The organism is Ideonella sp. FW305-24, from assembly GCF_058788035.1.
This window is the reverse complement of the sequence record NZ_JBYTAI010000003.1, coordinates 173,614-190,592: the sequence shown is the minus strand read 5'-3', so window position 1 is coordinate 190,592 and position 16,979 is coordinate 173,614. Positions and strand designations below refer to the sequence as shown.

Genomic DNA, 16,979 nt, shown 5'->3' with positions numbered 1-16,979 from the left:
GCATGGGCCTCAACCTGCCAGTCCACACCCGGCGTCGCCTGGAAGCGCACGCCCAGCAGCAGGGTGTGCAGTTCGGTGCCTTCAGCGGCTACGGCGCGGACGGCGGCCCCATGTCGCCCATGAACGGTCGCTGGATGGCCACGCCGCGCAGCGCGGACGCCGACATCCTGCGCAGCCTGCCGCGACAGCGCGCCGAGAGCCGCGAGCTGCGCGCCACCAATCCCATCGCCACCGGCGCCATCGGCACCAACATCAACCGCGTGGTGGGCACCGGCCTGCAGCCGGTGTTTCAGCCGGTGGCGAAGGTTCTGGGCTGGAACGATGAGCAGGCTGCCGAATGGGCAGCCAATGCCGCCCAGGAATTCAGCCTCTGGGCCGACAGCCCCGAGTGCGACTGGGAAGGCACCGAAACCTTCTACGAACGCCAGGGCAGCGTGCTGGGCGGCCGGTTGACCAGCGGCGACTGCTTCACCGTGCTGCCAGACGGCAAGCCCAGCGCCACCCAGCCCTACAAACTGCGCCTGCAGCTGCTGGAGGCCGACCGCTGCGGCAACCCCGGCGGCCTGTCCGACACTGCCACCGTGGTGGCTGGGGTTCGGCGATTGGACGGCGGCGGCGCGCCTGAGTCGTACTACATCTATGACCGCCACCCCGGCGCCTACCTGCCGGGTGACCGCTTCGCAGGCCAGTGGATCGACCGCATCGGCAACCGCAGCGGCCGCCGGCGCATCCTGCACCACTACCGCCCGTTGCGCCCCGAGCAAACGCGCGGCGTGCCCTACCTGGCGCCCGTCATCCAGACCATCAAGGACCTGGGCCGGTTCACCGAAGCGGAGATCACCGCGGCGGTCATCAACGCGTTTTTCACGACCTTCATCGAGACCGAGGCCGGCACCGGCCCGGCGCCGGTGTTCGGCCTGGCGCCGGGGCAGGGCGGCGGCCCTGCGGGTGATGAGATCGCCCTCGGCCCGGCCGCCGTGGTCGGCTTGGCCAAAGGCGAGAAGGCCACCTTCGCAGACCCGAAGCGGCCCAACCCGAACGCCGAAGCCTTCATCCTGGGCATGCTGCGCCTGGTGGGCATGGGCCTGGGCATCCCGTTCGAGGTGCTCACCAAAGCCTTCAACAGCAGCTATTCGGCCAGCAAAGCCGCGCTGCTGGACGCCTGGATGCACTTCCGCACCGAGCGCACATGGGTGGTCAACAGCTTCTGCCAGCCTGTGCTCGAAACCTGGCTGGCCGAGGCCGTCGCCATCGGCCGCGTACCGGCGCCCGGCTTCTTCGCCGACCCGCTCATTCGCTGGGCCTACACCCGCGCCGCCTGGCATGGCGACAGTCAGGGCAGCATCAACCCGAAGGACGAGGTGGATGCCTACACCGCGGCGGTTGACGCGCGCTTCATGACTCGCGAGCAGGCCGAATGGGAACTGTTCGGCAGCGACTGGAACCGTACTCTTCCGATCAAGGTGCGCGAACAATCCGCCCTGCGTGCCGCCGACATGCTGCCGGTGCCCAAGGCCGGCGCGCCTGCTCCAACCGTAGCGCCAACCCCGGCGCCAAGGCCCACCACCTGATGACCGAAGTACCGCTGTGCCACCTGCCGTCAACCCAAAGCCGGACCCGACCGCCATGCCACAGAAAACCTCCCCCGGCTACACCGGCCCGGACCGCCGCACGATGATCGCGCCGCGCCGCGTTGCCTTTGACCCCACGGTCAACCTCGGGCACCTGCTGACCTTCGCCGGCTTCCTGGTGACGATCTTCCTGTCCTGGTCGAACCTGGACAAGCGGGTCACCCTCACCGAGGCCGAGCTGCTGGCCAACAAGCAGTTCGCCCGCGAGCTGGACGCCCGCTACCGCGACACGCTCAGCGAGGTGCGCAGCGACATGAAGGAAATGCGCCGCACGCTCGAAGACCTGGCGCGCAACACCGCCGTCGCACGCTCCCGATGAGCCAGCGCCGCCATCCTTCCCCCACCGAACCCCGCCACCGAGCGGGGTTCGTCGCATCTGGAGCCCCGCGATGACGCTGCTTGAACTGCTAACCGGCCCTTGGGCAGTCACGCCCGAGAAGCTGCTGGAGATGCAGGAGATCTACCGCACGCACCTGCGCGGCGAAAAGATCGACCTGGCCGCCTTCGAGGCGCGCATGGGCCGCCCGCTCACCAGCGATCAGCAGGACTACCAGTTGCGCGAAGGCGCAGTCGGCGTCTTCAGCATGGAAGGCGTGATCGCGCCGAAGGCGAACCTGTTCATGCAGATCTGCGGCGGCATCAGCGCCCAGGGCGCCATCAAGCAAATCGACAGCATGGCGGCAGATCCGCGCGTCCGCTCTGCGGTGCTGGCCATCGACAGCCCAGGCGGCTCCGTCACGCTCATCCCGGCCGTGGCCGAAGCTGTGCGCCGGCTCGCCCAGGCCAAGCCGACGGTGAGCGTGAGCCAGGGCACCATGGCCAGCGCGCTGTACTGGATCGGCTCGGCCGCCAATGCCGTGTACATCAGCGGCGCCACCGACATGGTCGGCTCCATCGGCGTGGTGGCGACTCACAACTACCAGCCACGCAACACCGGCGGCGTGACGACAGAGATCACCGCAGGCCGCTACAAGCGCATGGCCAGCGGCAATGCGCCGCTGTCCGAAGAAGGCCAGGCCTACATGCAGTCGCAGGTCGACCAGCTGTACAGCGCCTTCCTCGATGCCGTGGCGACACACCGCGGCGTGTCCGCCGACCAGGCGCACCAGCAGATGGCCGATGGCCGCATCTGGATCGGCCAGCAGGCCATTGACCGCGGCCTGGCCGACGGCGTGGCCACGGTCGACGACATGGTCGAGCAGCTCGCCACCAACCCCGAACGCTTCGCAGCGCGCCGCAAAGCGGTGTTCGCTGTAGCAGCCCTCCCACCGGCCGGTGCGCCAGTGGCGGGCGACCCTGCACCCGCGCCGGCGCCCGTCGCCAGCGCCCCGCAGGCTGACCCTGGCTCGCCGGTGCCGCAAGCCTTGACCCCACCTCAACCAAAGGAGTCTTTCATGACCCCCAAAGAAGTTGCCGCGGCCTTCGCGGCCGAGAACCCCGAGGCGGCGGCCATGCTGCGCGCCGAGGGCCGTGACAACGAAGTGACCCGCGTCGCCGGCGTCCGCAAGCAGGCCCTGCCGGGCCACGAAGCGCTGATCGAGAAGCTGGCCGCCGACGGCACCAGCACCGGCGCCGATGCGGCCATGCAGATCCTGGACGCCGAGCGCGCCGCGCGCGCCAAGGCCGTCGCGGCCCACACCGAAGACGCGCCGCGGGCTGCTCCTTCGTCGGCCGCGCCGCAGGACGACAAGCCTCAGCTGGACAAGAAGGAACAGGCGGCCAAGGCCAAGGCCTACGCCGCCCAGCACAACGTCGACTTCCTGACCGCCATGGAACGGCTGGGCTTCGGCGGCTGATCGCCGCTCGCAACCTCACAACCTGGAGAACACGCGATGAACTACGCGAACCTCACCCTCTCCGTGCTGGCGGCGGCTGCGCTGTCGCCCGCGCGCGGCGTCACCGTTGCCGGTGCTGTGCCGGCCGCCGGCGCCGCCATCGCCGGCTTCACCCGCACGTCGGCCGCCTCCGGTGACCTGGTGCCCGTCGATGCCGGCGGCACCGTCGAAGCCGAGGCCGGCGCCGCGATCGCCGTCGGCGCTGCGGTGGAAGTCGACAACCTGGGCCGGGTGATCACCAACAACACCGGCGTGAAGGTCGGTCGCATGGCGCCAGGCCAGGCAGCCGCCACGGCTGCCGGCCAGATCGTCGAGCTGATCTACATCCCGAACTGATCGCCAGCTCGGCCCCGCATCCCATTTTCTGGAGCCTTTCATGACTCAAATGACTACCTCGCAGGCCCGGGTGATCGACCCGATCCTGACCGAAGTTGCGCGCGGCTATCGCAGCAACGCCTCGCCGATTGCCAACATCCTGTTTCCCAACGTGGAAGTGGGTGCGCGAGGCGGCCGAATCATCGTGTACACGCCGGACGACTTCAAGCTGGTGAACACGGCGCGCGCCCCTGGCGCCAACACGAAGCGCATGCAGTTCAACTACGGCTCGGCATCCTTCTCGCTGGGGGACTACCGCCTCGAAGCGTCCGTGCCGGTTGAGATGATGGAAGAGGCGGAAGCCGTCCCCGGCCTCAACCTGCAGGCTCAGTCGGTCCGCAAGGTGCTCAATCTGCAGGCTTTGGAGCGCGAAAAACAGGCCGCTGACCTGGCGCTGAACGCAGCGAACTACGGCGCGGGCAACAAGATCACGCTGTCCGGCACCGACCAGTGGAGCGACCCGGCCAGCGATCCGCACGGCGACATCGAGGCTGGTAAAGAAGCCATCCGCTCGCAGACCGGCGTTCGTCCGAACGTGCTGGAGCTGGGGCCGAAAGTGCTGAGCGCTTTGCGCGTGCACCCGAAGGTGTTGGACAAGATCAGCACCGCGAAGGACCGCACGCCGGCCACGCTGGCCCAGCTGGCCGCCCAGTTCGAGGTGGACCTGGTGGTGGAAGGCGGCGCGATTTACCACGACGGCACGTCGTTCCAGGACGTGTGGGGCAAATACGCGCTGCTCGCCTACACGGTCACCGCCAGCGCTGCCGACCTTGGTGCGCCGACCTTCGGCTACACCTACCAGCTCAAGGGCCGGCCCAGCGTCGAGGAAGGCTACTTCGACCGCAACACCAACACCTGGTACTACCCGGTCACCGACGCTCGCCAGCCCGTGCTGCCGGGCTCCACGGCCGGCTTCCTGTTCATCGCCGCGGTGGCCTGACCATGAGCGGCCAAAGCAAGGCAGCCACCGGTGCCGGAAAGCTGGTGGACATGATCGCCGTCGAGCCGGTGAAGCATGGCGGCAAGCGCGTCGAACCTGGCGGCGATCTGATCGGCGTGTCGGCCTCAGTGGCCGAAGGCCTGTTGATCAGCGGCGCGGCGACGCTCGGCCCTGACAAGGCCAAAGCTGAAGCCGAAGCGAAGGCCAAGGCTGAAGCCGAAGCGAAGGCCAAGGCTGAAGCCGAAGCGAAGGCCAAGGCTGATGCCGAGGCCGACGCCAAGAAGGACGCCAAGCCGTGATCGGCGACGACGACCTGGCCGCCGGCGTCTTCTTCGACCTGGCCGACTTCGCTGTGCAGATGGTTCGGTCGCGCGCAGGCGTGGACGATCTTTCCTTCTCGGCCATCGTCGGCGAATCGGACGAAGAGGCGCTGGACGGCCGGGCCGTTGCCGCCCACCGCAGCGCGCTGTTCGCGGCCGGGCTGGACGTGCGCAAGGGCGACGCGGTGGCGGTGACCACCGGCCCCTGTGCTGGCTCCTACCGGGTGAACGACTGCCGCGCAGTCAATGACGGCCAGGAACTCAAGGCCTGGCTGAAGAAGGTCTCGCCATGAGCCAGTCCATTCCCTACCTGCTGTCGCAGGCCATCTTCCAGGCGCTCGGTGCAGCGCCGGAACTGGCCGGGGCGACGTTCGTGGACAACCCCACCGCCCCGGCCGAGCTGGCCGATGGCGAACGGGTTGTCTTCATCGAAGACAAGGGCGATGCGTTCATTGACCGCCCAGGGCAGAGCGAGGGCCGCACCTTCTCGCTGACCGTGGGCGTCATCAACCGCACAGAGCAGGCTCGCGCAGCAGCAGATCAGGACATGGAGGCGGTCAAGTTGACCCTTGCTTCCAGTGGCCTTGCGGCGGGGCGCGAACTGGTGGCTCAAAAGCGCCTCACTGGCTTCAACGCCCCGCGCGAGGGCCAGCGCGGCTATCGCATGGAGGGCCTGGACGTAGGCGGCGCGCTGATCTTCACCGTCTTCGAAATCGACTACCGGCTGCCCGCTGCGCGACGCGCAGGAACGGCAGCCCAGCAACCTTAGGAGAACTGAATGTCTCTTTCCACAGCACAAGGCTTCATCGGCGCGGGCGACGTGATGATCCAGCCCCTCATCGCCGGCGGCAAGCTGGTCGATGTGGGCAACGCCACCAAGCTCGCCATCAAGAGCAACTCGACCACCAAGGAACAGAAGAGCCGCAAGCGTGCCACCTGGGGCCAGATCCTGGAAACCGCGTCCCAGCTGGACTCGGCGGAGATTTCGATCACCATCGAAACGGTGAATCGGGACACGCTGCGGTATTGCTTCTTGGGCGAAGCCGCCACCTATTCGCAAACCGCCAGCACCGTGGCTGACGAAGTCGTCGTCATGTCGCTGGGCGGCTGGGTGCAGCTGGCGCACGAAGACCTCGGTCCGACCTTCACGCTGTCGAACTCTGCCGGGACAACAACGTACGACGAAGGCGAGGACTATGAAGTCAATCGCCGGCTTGGCATGGTCCGCGCTCTGGAAGGTGGGGCCATCGCCGATGCTGCATCCTGCAAGGCTGACTACAGCGCCTTGGCGTTCACGGGCGCCCGCATCCGCGGCAGCGTGCAGCCTCAGCTCCGCGCCTTCCTCATGATGGATGGCATCAACACCGTGGACGATTCCATTGGCATCCTGCGGGTCTGGGAGGTGGTGCTGACGCCGTCGTCGGAATTCGACTTCCTGAAGGATGACTGGAACACCATCGAGCTGACCGGCAAGCTGAAGACGCCGGCCGGTAAGACCGAGCCCTTCGTCTTCGACCAGCGCTGAGCAGCACAGGTGGCAAACGGGGACCGCTGGCGCCTGGCTGATGGCCGGGACGCCATCGAGGTGTCGCGCACCGCACGGCTGCTGCTGGTGGTCCCCATCCTCCCGAATTCCCCCTGGCCCGCGCCAACCGAACAGGTCTGGCGCGCGGCCTGCACCAAGCTCGGCAGCCGCTATCACGGCGGTGCCGTGCCACCCGAACCCGCGATGAGCACGCATGGCTGATCCCAAGATCCGGTTTGACATTGAGGCCGCCACCAGCGGTGACGCCGATGTCAACCGCCTGGCCACCAGCCTGGAGCGCCTGGACGGCGCCATTGATCCCTCGCTGGCGGAAAACGCCAAGGAACTGGCCGCCGAGCTGCGCGCCATCGGCCAGCAGCAGGAGGCCATCTCCACCTTCGTCGGGCTGAAAGAGCAGGCGCGCTCGGCCTCAGAAGCGTTGCAAGCTGCGCAACAGCAGGCCCAGGCCTACGCTCGCGAGATCAACACTGCAGGCGAGCCGACCAAGACCCAAACGGGCCGCCTGGAAAAGCTTCGCGACGCGGTGCGTGCCGCGAAGGATCAGGAACAGCTGGCCACGCAAGCCCTGCAGGATCAGCGCAAGGCGCTGAACGATGCAGGCATTGGCAGCGACGAGCTGGCCAGCAAAACCCGCGAGCTGAGCCGGCGGCAGGAAGAGGCAGTGCAGGGTGTCCGGCAGCTGCAGGCCGCGCAGGATGCAGCTGGCCAGGCTGCCCAGCGGCAGGCGGCGGAGCAGGTTGCGGCTCAAGCAGAGGTGGCTGCCGCGGCGCAGCGCGCAGCAGCGGCTGAAGCGGCGGCGGAACAGCGGCGCTCCGCCGTTTCAGCCGCGGTAGCCGCGAGCAACGAAAAGGCGGTAGCTTCCGCAAAGCGCGCTGCCGCTGCACGCGTGGAGGCCGCCAACCAAGCGATGGCGGCCGAACGCCGCCAGCAGCAGGCTGCCGAGGCGGCAGCGCTGGCAGATGAGCTGCGAGAACAGGAGCTGATTGCTCGCAGCAGGCAGATTGCAGCGCAGTACAGCAGGCTCGCCACGGCCGCCACCGAAGCAGGGCAAAAGCAGACCCAGGTGGCCGCCGGCGTTCGTACCGGCCTGGAAGGCATCGGCGACCAGCTGCGCACTGTCCAGCAAATCGCGAGCGCGGCGATAGGCGGGCAGTTGCTAGGCGGTTTGATCGGCCAGCTGTCCCAGACGGCAGACCAGTACAACAACCTGGCGGCCCGTATCAAGCTGACCACGGGTGAGGGCGCGGCCTTCGATCAGGCCTTCCAGGGAGTCTTTGATGTCGCCACCCGCACGAACAGCGCGGTGGAGGAAACGGGCACGCTTTTCGCCAAGTTGGCCGCAGCAGGCAAGGCCATAGGCGTTTCAAACCAGGAAGCTCTGGCTCTCACCGAGACCATCAACCAGGCAACCCAGCTCAGCGGCGCATCGGCCGAGTCCTCGCGGGCGGCCATTCAGCAGCTGATCCAGGGGCTGCAGAGCGGTGTACTTCGCGGCGACGAGTTCAACAGCGTCATGGAGCAGGCCCCGCGGTTGGCTCAGGCGCTCTCGGATGGACTCGGCGTGACGACAGGCGAACTGCGCAAGCTGGCGGAAGCCGGTTCGCTCACCTCGCAGGTGGTCATTCAATCTTTGCGCGGGCAGGCCAGCGCGGTGCAGGCCGAGTTCGAACAGTTGCCCGCGTCGGTGGGTCGTGCCCTGCAGAACTTGAGCACCCAATGGACGCAATACGTCGGAGAGGTCGACCAAGCAAACGGCGTGACCACGAAGGCGGCCGGACTGATCAACTTGATCGCCGGCAACCTCGACACCCTGGGGGCGATATTGCTCAATGCGGGGAAAGCCTGGGCTGCGTACAAGGCGTTGGACCTAGCGAGGTTCTTCCTTGACAAAGCTTCTGCTATCCAGCGAGCGTCCGCCGCACTTGCGGCCGACACCGAAGTCACGATCGCCAACACCGCAGCGAAGCGTGCCAACTCAGCCGCGTCAGCGACAGCCGCCGCCGGGCTTACTGGCATAGGTGCGTCAGCCAACGCTGCGGGCGGCTTCATCCGAGGCTTTGTCACCAAGGCTTCCCAGATCGCGGGGATTGGCACCGCGATTGGAGCCGTGGCGCTTGCTGCGGACCTGCTGGTGGACGGCATCCATGCTGGTCAGCGTGCGCTGGTCGATCTCTTCGAGACGATGGATGGCTCAAAGAAGCGCGCCGAGGAATCGGCCATTGCTCAGAAGGCGGATGCCGAGAGCGCCAGGCTGGCGGCCGCGGAGAAAGCCGCGCTGGCTCAGAAGACCCAGCAGGCCGCCGATGCTGCGCTGGGCCTCAACGCCGCCAGCAAGCTGCTGGTGGCCGAGTTCGATGCCGTCATCACCAAGGGTGACGGTGTGGCTGCGGCGATGGAGAAAGTCTCCAAGTCGCTGCAGCTGGACAACCTGCAGGGCATCAAAGACGCGATCACTGCGCTGGACGCGCTGGAGCAGAAGGGCAAGATCACCGGCGACCAGGTGCGCGACTCTCTGGCCGCCGCGCTCAACGGCAAAGACCTGCTGGTCTTCCAGACCACCGCTCAAGCCGCCTTCGACGGCACCGAGCAGGGCGCTCGCCGGCTGGCCGACGCGATCAACGCCGTCACCGTCGAATCGTTGCGCCGTGCCGGCACCAGCCTGGAAGAACTCACCTCGGGCTTCAGCACCGGCGCCAACAAGGCGCTGAACGACGTGGACACGCTGGCGGCCAGCCTGGAGCGCCTGGGCGCCAAGGGCGAGATCGTCAGCCGAACGCTGGGCGCCAGCCTGGACCAAGCGCTGCAGGCCGCGGGCACCAGCAAGGCGGTGCAGGCCGTCATCGATCGATACCAGGAACTTGGCCAGCAAGGTCTGATTACCGGCGACCAACTGGCCCAGGGCCTGGAGAAGGCCCGCAACAAGCTCGACGACCTGGTGCCAGGCGTGAACACGGTGAGCGAGGCGTTTCGCGCGCTCGGCCTGAAGGCGCCGGAAGAGCTGGACCGCATCGCCGACAGCGCCAAGAAGGCCTTTGACGTGATCCAGTACGACGGCACCGTCGCGCTGAGCCAGAAGCAGGAGGCCTTCAGGCGCTACGCCGAAGCGGCGATCGCCAGCAATGACCGGATCAAGATCGCAGAGGCTTCCATCGTGGCCGGCGTGTACGACATGGAGCTGGCCACCGACAGAGCCGGCAAGACCGTGGTGCGCGTGGCGGGGGAGGGTGCTGAAGGCTTCCGCGGTTGGGCCACTGCCGCGAACTCGGCCGCCGGCGCCGTCGATGCGGTCACCGCTGCCCTGGAAGCGCAAAACGCGGCGCAGGAGCGCCTGAACGCGGCCAAGGAAAAGGCCATTGAGCTGGAGAACAAGCGCCAGAACGTCGACGCCAACGGCTTCGCGCTGGACATGACCGGGAAGAACACGATCAACGCTGAAGGCCAGACGCTGACCAGCCTGATCGCCCAGCTCAAAGCCCTTGGCCTCGACGACAGCGCCGCCCAGTCCGTGGCCCGGCAGTTCGCGGACAGCAACGGCAATGTGCCGTCCAGCAACAACCCGGGCCAGGCGAAGTACGGCGGCAGCTCGCTCAGCGACGCGCTGGCCAAGGCCGCGCAGCAGGCGCTCTATGGCAAGGATGGCAGCGGTGCCAAGCAGACGCCTTCCAGCACCGGGGCAACGGCGACTGCCAGCGGCAGCACATCGCACACCGTGACGATCAAGCTGGGCAGCACCTCAACCACGATCAACACCGCCAGCGCGGCAGACGCGAACGCGCTCACCTCGTTTCTTGCGCAGCTTGAAGAGGAGGCGGCTCGCGCCGCATGACGATGGCCGCCATCACCCTCTCTGTCGGCAGCGTCGTCGTGACGTTCCCCGATGGCATCCAGCAGCTGGACCGCCTCGCGTGGCAGCCCGTCGACCAGGCGATCGAGCGGGGACTCACTGGCGCCCTGATCGTGCAGGCCGCGGCCATTCCCTCCGGCCAGCCGGTGACGCTCGGCAGCCGCGACCAGGAAAGCGGCTGGCTGACGCTGGCCGATGTGCTGCAGCTGCAGGCCTGGGCCGAGATCCCGCTGCTCGAAATGACGCTGACGCTCGACGACGAGCCCGGCCAAGTGATCTGGCGCCACCACGAAGCGCCGGCCTTCCAGGCCGACGCGGTGGTGCCTTTCGATGACCCTACGGACACGGACCACTACACCGTGACCGCCAAGCTGATGAGGATCTGATGCCAATCCTTCAGGGCGATATCCGCCTGGTCAAAAGCCAGGTCATGGCCGACGTGCCAGAAGGCGGCGGCGCGCCGACCAGCCAGGTGATTGCGGACGGTGAGAGCAACGGGATTTTCTCGGACCTCTCGGAGGTCGATCGCGCGGGCGGGAATCTCTCGGCCCGCAAAGTATTCGTGCAGGTTGATACCAACAACACCGACGAGTATCTCGGCGCCAACGTCATCGTCGAAAAACCACCCACCGACCCGCTGGTCAACGTCACGCTGTGCTCGACGGCCGACACCTTCGACCGACGCGACGACGCGATCAACCGCATCGAGTCCTATCTGTCGATCGGCCCGGCCCTGTCGTTCTACTTGCTCGGCGACCACATCGCCGGGCAGATGACGGTGACCATGCTCGGCCAGGTCAACACGCCGCTTCCAGTGGTCGGCCAGTCCCTGGTGCTGCGCAAACTGCCTGGCCAGGCCGGTCAGCATGACCAGTACGTGCGCGCGACGGACGTGTCCAGCATCACCCGCACTTTCACCGACGCCAACGGAGACTTCAGCCGGTTGCAGGTCACTGTGCAGATCAGCGACCAGCTCGACGTCGATTACCCCGGCTTCGACCCGACCCGATACGACACCAGCTTGAGCTACAGCACGCGCACGCGGCTGTTTGACACCATCGTTGCCGACGCCGCGCGCTACTACGGCGCAGTGCGCCTGACGGTGCCGGCCGAAGTCGGCGAGTTCACCGTGCTGGCGGCCAGCATCTTCGCGGCGCTGGTGCCTTCGGCGCAGATCGAAACGCCGATCGCCGATGCGCGGCTGAACCAGCAGCTCAGCCTGCCGTTGGATGCCGGCGGCAACGTCACCCAGACGCTGACGCTGGCCTTCACGACCACGCAGAGCATGTTCCTGGGCGGCGCGATCACGCCGGGCAGCTTGGTGATCGTGCGCGGCGGCGTCACGCTGAAAGACAAGGGCGGCAACCTGGTCAACGATGCGACCACCGACCAGGTCGGCACGGTGGACTATGCAAACGGCGTCGTCGCGCTGCTGACCAATCTCTTCGGCACCGGTGGCGGCGCGCACGCCGTCACCTACACGCCAGCCACCACGCCCACCGTCGTCAATTCGTCCATCGGCATTCCGGTGACGATCGAAGGCCAGCGGCTGACCTACGTGGCCACGCTGGACCCGATCCCGGCCCGAGGCAGCGTCCAGGTCAGCTACATGGCCCAGGGCCGGTGGTACGTGCTCGAAGACGACGGCAGTGGCGCGCTGCGCGGTGGCGACAGCGCCTTCGGCGTGGGCACCTGCAACTTCAGCACCGGCACCGTCAGCCTGACCCTGGGCGCGCTGCCGGACGTCGGCAGCCAGGTGATCATCGTCTGGGTGTCGTCGGTCATCGCGCCCACGGTCGCCTCGGTGCCGACGACGGGAAGCCCGCTGGTCTCGCGGGCCTTCTTCGCCTACGCGCTGGGCCACTCGATCAAGCCCAACACGCTCTCGATCACCTGGAACGATGGCTCTGCCCGCACGGTCACTGACAACGGCACCGGCGGGCTGACCGGCTACGGCCTGGGCGAGGTCGACTATGCCGAGGGCATCGTACGGATCGCACCCAGCACGCTGCCGCCTTCGGGCACGGCCGTGACACTGGCGATCACCGAGGCCGCCGCGCTCACCGCGTCGATCGCATCCTTCACCGACGGAGGCGCGAGCTGGACCTTCAGCCTGGGCGGCGCCGTCAAGGCCAACAGCGTCAACCTGGCGATCACCGGCCAGCGGCCAGTGCGCGGTTATCCGGGCGTGGACACCTCGGCCAAGGTGGTGCTGGAGGTGTTCGACGACGGCGCCGGCAACCTCTACCTGGCCACGCCCAGCGGCAACCTGACCTGCGGCGCGGTGAACTACTCGACCGGGGCCTGCTCCCTGGTGAAGTCGCTGGCCACCTACCAGGAAGTGCAAGGCGTCTGGGAGCACCGCACGCCGCTGGGCGTGGGCGCCTCCTACATCGTCTACACCGGCACCGCGCTGCGCACCGTCACGCTGACCGTCCTGAACGGCCCGGGCGGCACGCCTGGCGACACGCCGCCGTGGGCCTGGTGGGTCGGCACGCTGGCGGTCGCCACGCAGTGGCGTGCTTCGGGCACCGATGGGGCCACCAGCTCGGCCATCTCGACCTTCAACACGCTGTACGTGCGCAACCCGCTGAGCCAGTACTTCATCGGCAGCGACCAGTACCGCAACGCCTATCCGAATGTGGTGCGCAATCCGTCGCCCACCACGGGCCTGGGCACCCAGGCCGGCACCATCTCGGCCGCCTATGCGCACCTGGTGGGCGACAGCTCGTTCCAAATGTCCACCGCCATCTACGGGGCTGGCGTGAACATGCAGGGCTACCACGCGCTGACGCTGTGGTCTTCGGGCTTCTCACCCTCGGTGTTGAACGCCGCCGGCACGGTCGCGCCCAGCATTGCAGACGGCACGGTGATGCTGCTGGACGGCGCGGTGTTTCGCGCGTCGATCGCACCGCTGCGGAGCGGTTCGTTCAGCGTCGCCGGACAATGGGAAGACGGCACCACCTTCACTGCCACGGCCGGCTCGGACGGCGTCATCAGCACCGGCGGCGCGCCGGCCGACACGGCAAGCTTCGGCGCCCGCGGCGTGATCGGCACCGTTGACTACCAGACCGGCGTCGTCGTCCTTCGGTTCGGCCAGCGCGCAGGCTCCACGCTGGGCGCCTCGACGGGCGTCACCGACGTGAGCTATCTCGGCGTGCCCAGCGTCTCGCTCGTGCGCAGCCAGGGCGTGCGGGCGGACAGCCTGCGTTACAACGCCTCGGCCTACACCTACCTGCCGCTCGACCCGAACATCATCGGCGTCAATCCGGTGCGCCTGCCATCGAATGGCCAGGTGCCCATCTTCCGGGCTGGCAGCTACGCGGTGGTGGGCCACACGGGCACCGTCGCAGCCCACACCTACGCCAACGGCGACAACGTCGACTTCGGCCGAGTCCGGCTCTCGCGCGTGTCGGTCTACGGCAGCGACGGCCTGGCGATCAACACCGGGTACACGGTCGACTTGGACGCCGGCACGCTGCACGTCGACGACATCACCGGCTGGGCCCAGCCGGTGACGATGCAGCACCGGATCGAAGACATGGCGCTGGTGCGAGACGCGCAGATCAACGGGTCCATCACGTTCACCAGGCCGCTCACCCATGATTTCCCGGACGGCTCTTACGTGAGCAGCGCCTTGGTCGCCGGCAACCTTTTCGCACGGGTGTCGACGCTGTTCGACCAGGTGAGCTGGACGAACGAGTGGAGAGATGAGCCGATCGGCAGCGCGGCCAATGCCACCTACAACGATATTGCCCACCCCATCGAGCTGACCAACGCAGGTGGCTTGAGCGAGCGGTGGTATGTCCAGTTCACCAACACCGGCGCCTTCAACGTCTACGGCGAGCACATCGGCCTGATCGCCACGGGCAACACGACCACCGACTGCGCGCCGATGAACGAGGCGGCGGGCTCGCCCTACTTCACGATCCGCGCCGCTGGCTGGGGCGCGGGTTGGTCACAAGGCAACGTGGTGCGCTTCAACACCGTGGGCGCCGAATTCCCGGTGTGGGTGATCCGCACCGTGCAGCAAGGCCCCGAGTCGGGCATCAGCGACTCTTTCACCCTGCTGGCCCGCGGCGACGTGGACCGGCCGTAAACCATGCCCAAGTACTTCCACTCCAACATGCCGGGCGCACCGGTGTATGCCGGGGTTGCCGGCGCCTTCATCGCGCTGGCCGACGCATGTCTGAAAGATGGGTTCGGCCTGGTCACGATGGACAGTCTCGTGATCGCAGGAGGAATCGGTACGCTGACCCGGAGTGCCGGCATCACGTTCGAGCGTGACGCGGTGGTCCTGTTGGCCGGCATTACCGGTGGTGCTGCGGCGCTGAACGGCGACCGCACGCTGCTCAGCGTGACAGCCACGACGGCGACATTCGACGCGACGGGCATTGCGAATCAGACCGCGACTGGAAGCATCACCGCAAAGATGTCGCCGCTGGGCTGGCTAAAGCCTTTCTCGGGCACCAACCTAGCCGTCTACAAGCCAAGCGACGTGACTGCGTTTGGCCAGGTGTTTCGCGTGGACGACACCGGTACGACGAACGCACGCGTCGTCGGCTATGAGTCGATGAGCGACATCAACACCGGTCTCGGCAAGTTTCCGACCGAGGCTCAAAGCAGCGGTGGAGGCTACTGGGAGAAGGCCGCGGCGGCGGGCGCGACTGCCCGCAACTGGATCCTCATCGGCGACGAGAAGTTTTTCTATTTCTGGTGTGGCTCGGGGCAGGGTGTCGCGGTTACCAGCCAAGGCACCTTGCGCGGCTTTGGCGACTTCGTGGCCAGGTCTTCCACCGACAACTACGCCACTCTGCTGTGCTGCGCCGCGAGCAACCTGTCCGCTTCCACTGGCAATGTGCCCGACCTCAGCAATTCGCTCTATGCGGCCAACGTCGGCAACTTCTTCCTTTCCCGGTCCTTCAGCACTTTTGGCGGTGCAGCCGTTGGCGGAATTTGCGCCGAGAGCCTGCGTGGTGCCGCGGGCACGATCATCAGTGGGCAATCGAGTCTGGTGAGCCCGTACCCAAACACGCCGGACAACATGCTGGACCTGGATCGCGTCTATGCCCGGGACTACGACTTCAGCATTCGCGGGCGGCTGCCGGGGCTCTACCACGTGCCCCAAAACGTTGGGTTCGCCTTCGCGACATGGGACAAGCTCGACGGTCAAGGAGATTTGGCAGGCCGACGGCTGCTGGCAGTGCGATGCGGGCCCCCCGGAGGCACACAGAACTCGATAAGCGCGGGACTGGTGTTCTTCGATCTGACCGGCCCTTGGAGGTAAACGGTGGTCAAATTTTTTACGAGTTTCATGGCGGACGCGCCGGTGCTTTCCGGGGTGGCAGGTGCATGGGTGGCCGTCAAGGACGCATGCCTGCTCAACGGGTTCAATTTGAAGAGCCTGGACAGTCTCACGATCACTGGTGGCGTCGCGACGGCCAGCCGTGGTGCCGGGATGATCTACGAGCCAGACAGCGTGGTGCTGATCGCCGGCATCACAGGAGGGGCCGCAGCGCTCAATGGCGACCGGCGCGTGCTCTCGGCAACTGCAACCACCTTCACCTTCGACGCGACTGGCATCGCAGACCAAGCAGCTGCAGGCACCATCACCGCGAAGTACTCGCCGGCCGGGTGGGCCAAGACTTTCAGCGGCACGAACCTTGCCGTGTACCGCAGCAGCGACACCACCAGCGGCTCGCTGCGCATGCACCTGCGGGTGGATGACACGGGCACGACGAACGCGCGCCTCGTCGGCTACGAGACGATGTCGGACGTGAACACCGGCACGGGTGCGTTCCCGACGAACGCGGCAGTGGCCGGCGGCACCTACGCATCCAAGTCGTCGGCGGCCAGCGCGGTCGCACGCAACTGGGCCATCGTGGTCGACGACCGCACGGTCTACTGGTGGACCTGCCCGAACTCCACGACAGCCGTCACTAGCCAGGGCGACGTGCGAGGGTTCGGCGACTTGCTCCCACGAAACAGCGCTGACGCCTACGCCGCTTTTCTCAATTGCGACACGGCCAACAGCACGGCTCTCGCGGGCCCTTCCCTGGACTTGGCGAATGCCTCGATGGCTTCGGCCACCATCGGCAACACCTTGACCCTGGCGCGCTCCTGGACGGGGATCGGATCATTCGTCACGGCGGGGATATACGCTGAGAGCCGCAAGGGCAACGGGACCAACGTGAAAAGTGGTAGCGGTGTGCTGCCTTTCCCGAACGGCCCAGACAATGGGCTGGAACTTGAACGCGCGTGTCTGCTTGAAAGTGATTTGACGACGCGGGGCACGCTGCCCGGCCTGTACCACATGCCGCAGAACGTGGGCTTCGTGCTGTCCACCCTGGACCGCGTGGCCGGCTCAGGCGCGCTGGCCGGTCGCAAGCTGCTTGTGTTGCGGGTCGGGCAGCTCTCGCTCACGGCACAGAACGCCACCGGCAATCACGGTGCCGTGGCCTTCGACATCACCGGACCCTGGAGGTAAC

Annotated in this window: 15 protein-coding genes; all 15 read left to right on the top strand. The window is 67.1% G+C overall.

What is annotated here, in order from left to right:
- Positions 1-2: 2 nt before the first annotated feature.
- The 15 genes from AC3WR5_RS09675 (at position 3) to AC3WR5_RS09605 (ending at position 16,978) form a co-directional block, all read left to right on the top strand.
- On the top strand, positions 3-1,571 hold the full coding sequence (locus tag AC3WR5_RS09675; protein ID WP_492483875.1) for a phage portal protein: 1,569 nt from the start codon (positions 3-5) through the stop codon (positions 1,569-1,571).
- Positions 1,572-1,626: 55 nt separating this feature from the next.
- Positions 1,627-1,950: a hypothetical protein gene (locus AC3WR5_RS09670; protein ID WP_492483873.1), complete on the top strand. Its 324-nt coding sequence runs from the start codon at positions 1,627-1,629 to the stop codon at positions 1,948-1,950.
- Positions 1,951-2,020: 70 nt separating this feature from the next.
- Positions 2,021-3,427, top strand: a complete 1,407-nt coding sequence (locus AC3WR5_RS09665) for a S49 family peptidase (protein WP_492483871.1) — start codon at positions 2,021-2,023, stop codon at positions 3,425-3,427.
- Between the two features lie 36 nt (positions 3,428-3,463).
- Complete coding sequence (locus AC3WR5_RS09660; RefSeq protein ID WP_492483869.1) at positions 3,464-3,802, top strand: capsid cement protein; 339 nt, start codon at positions 3,464-3,466, stop codon at positions 3,800-3,802.
- A gap of 40 nt (positions 3,803-3,842) precedes the next feature.
- Positions 3,843-4,781, top strand: a complete 939-nt coding sequence (locus AC3WR5_RS09655) for a major capsid protein (RefSeq protein ID WP_492483867.1) — start codon at positions 3,843-3,845, stop codon at positions 4,779-4,781.
- Between the two features lie 44 nt (positions 4,782-4,825).
- Positions 4,826-5,080 (top strand): hypothetical protein, encoded by a 255-nt coding sequence (locus AC3WR5_RS09650; protein ID WP_492483865.1) that lies wholly within the window; start codon positions 4,826-4,828, stop codon positions 5,078-5,080.
- Positions 5,077-5,394, top strand: coding sequence for a hypothetical protein (locus AC3WR5_RS09645; RefSeq protein ID WP_492483863.1), 318 nt, complete (start codon positions 5,077-5,079; stop codon positions 5,392-5,394). Before AC3WR5_RS09650 ends, AC3WR5_RS09645 begins: the two co-directional genes overlap by 4 nt.
- Positions 5,391-5,870 carry a hypothetical protein gene (locus AC3WR5_RS09640; protein WP_492483861.1) on the top strand — a complete coding sequence of 160 codons (480 nt, stop codon included), beginning with the start codon at positions 5,391-5,393 and terminating at the stop codon, positions 5,868-5,870. Before AC3WR5_RS09645 ends, AC3WR5_RS09640 begins: the two co-directional genes overlap by 4 nt.
- Before the next feature lie 9 nt (positions 5,871-5,879).
- Positions 5,880-6,626 carry a phage tail tube protein gene (locus tag AC3WR5_RS09635; RefSeq protein ID WP_492483859.1) on the top strand — a complete coding sequence of 249 codons (747 nt, stop codon included), beginning with the start codon at positions 5,880-5,882 and terminating at the stop codon, positions 6,624-6,626.
- A 9-nt stretch (positions 6,627-6,635) separates the two neighbouring features.
- Positions 6,636-6,848: a hypothetical protein gene (locus AC3WR5_RS09630; protein ID WP_492483857.1), complete on the top strand. Its 213-nt coding sequence runs from the start codon at positions 6,636-6,638 to the stop codon at positions 6,846-6,848.
- Complete coding sequence (locus tag AC3WR5_RS09625) at positions 6,841-10,473, top strand: tape measure protein (RefSeq protein ID WP_492483855.1); 3,633 nt, start codon at positions 6,841-6,843, stop codon at positions 10,471-10,473. The genes AC3WR5_RS09630 and AC3WR5_RS09625 overlap by 8 nt, the downstream gene beginning before the upstream one ends.
- Positions 10,470-10,877 carry a hypothetical protein gene (locus AC3WR5_RS09620; protein WP_492483853.1) on the top strand — a complete coding sequence of 136 codons (408 nt, stop codon included), beginning with the start codon at positions 10,470-10,472 and terminating at the stop codon, positions 10,875-10,877. Before AC3WR5_RS09625 ends, AC3WR5_RS09620 begins: the two co-directional genes overlap by 4 nt.
- The gene (locus AC3WR5_RS09615) at positions 10,877-14,590 is read left to right on the top strand and encodes a hypothetical protein (RefSeq protein ID WP_492483851.1); all 3,714 of its coding nucleotides are present in this window, start codon (positions 10,877-10,879) and stop codon (positions 14,588-14,590) included. The genes AC3WR5_RS09620 and AC3WR5_RS09615 overlap by 1 nt, the downstream gene beginning before the upstream one ends.
- A 3-nt stretch (positions 14,591-14,593) precedes the next feature.
- Complete coding sequence (locus tag AC3WR5_RS09610) at positions 14,594-15,778, top strand: hypothetical protein (protein WP_492483849.1); 1,185 nt, start codon at positions 14,594-14,596, stop codon at positions 15,776-15,778.
- 3 nt (positions 15,779-15,781) lie between these two features.
- Positions 15,782-16,978: a hypothetical protein gene (locus tag AC3WR5_RS09605; protein ID WP_492483847.1), complete on the top strand. Its 1,197-nt coding sequence runs from the start codon at positions 15,782-15,784 to the stop codon at positions 16,976-16,978.
- Position 16,979: the final 1 nt, after the last annotated feature.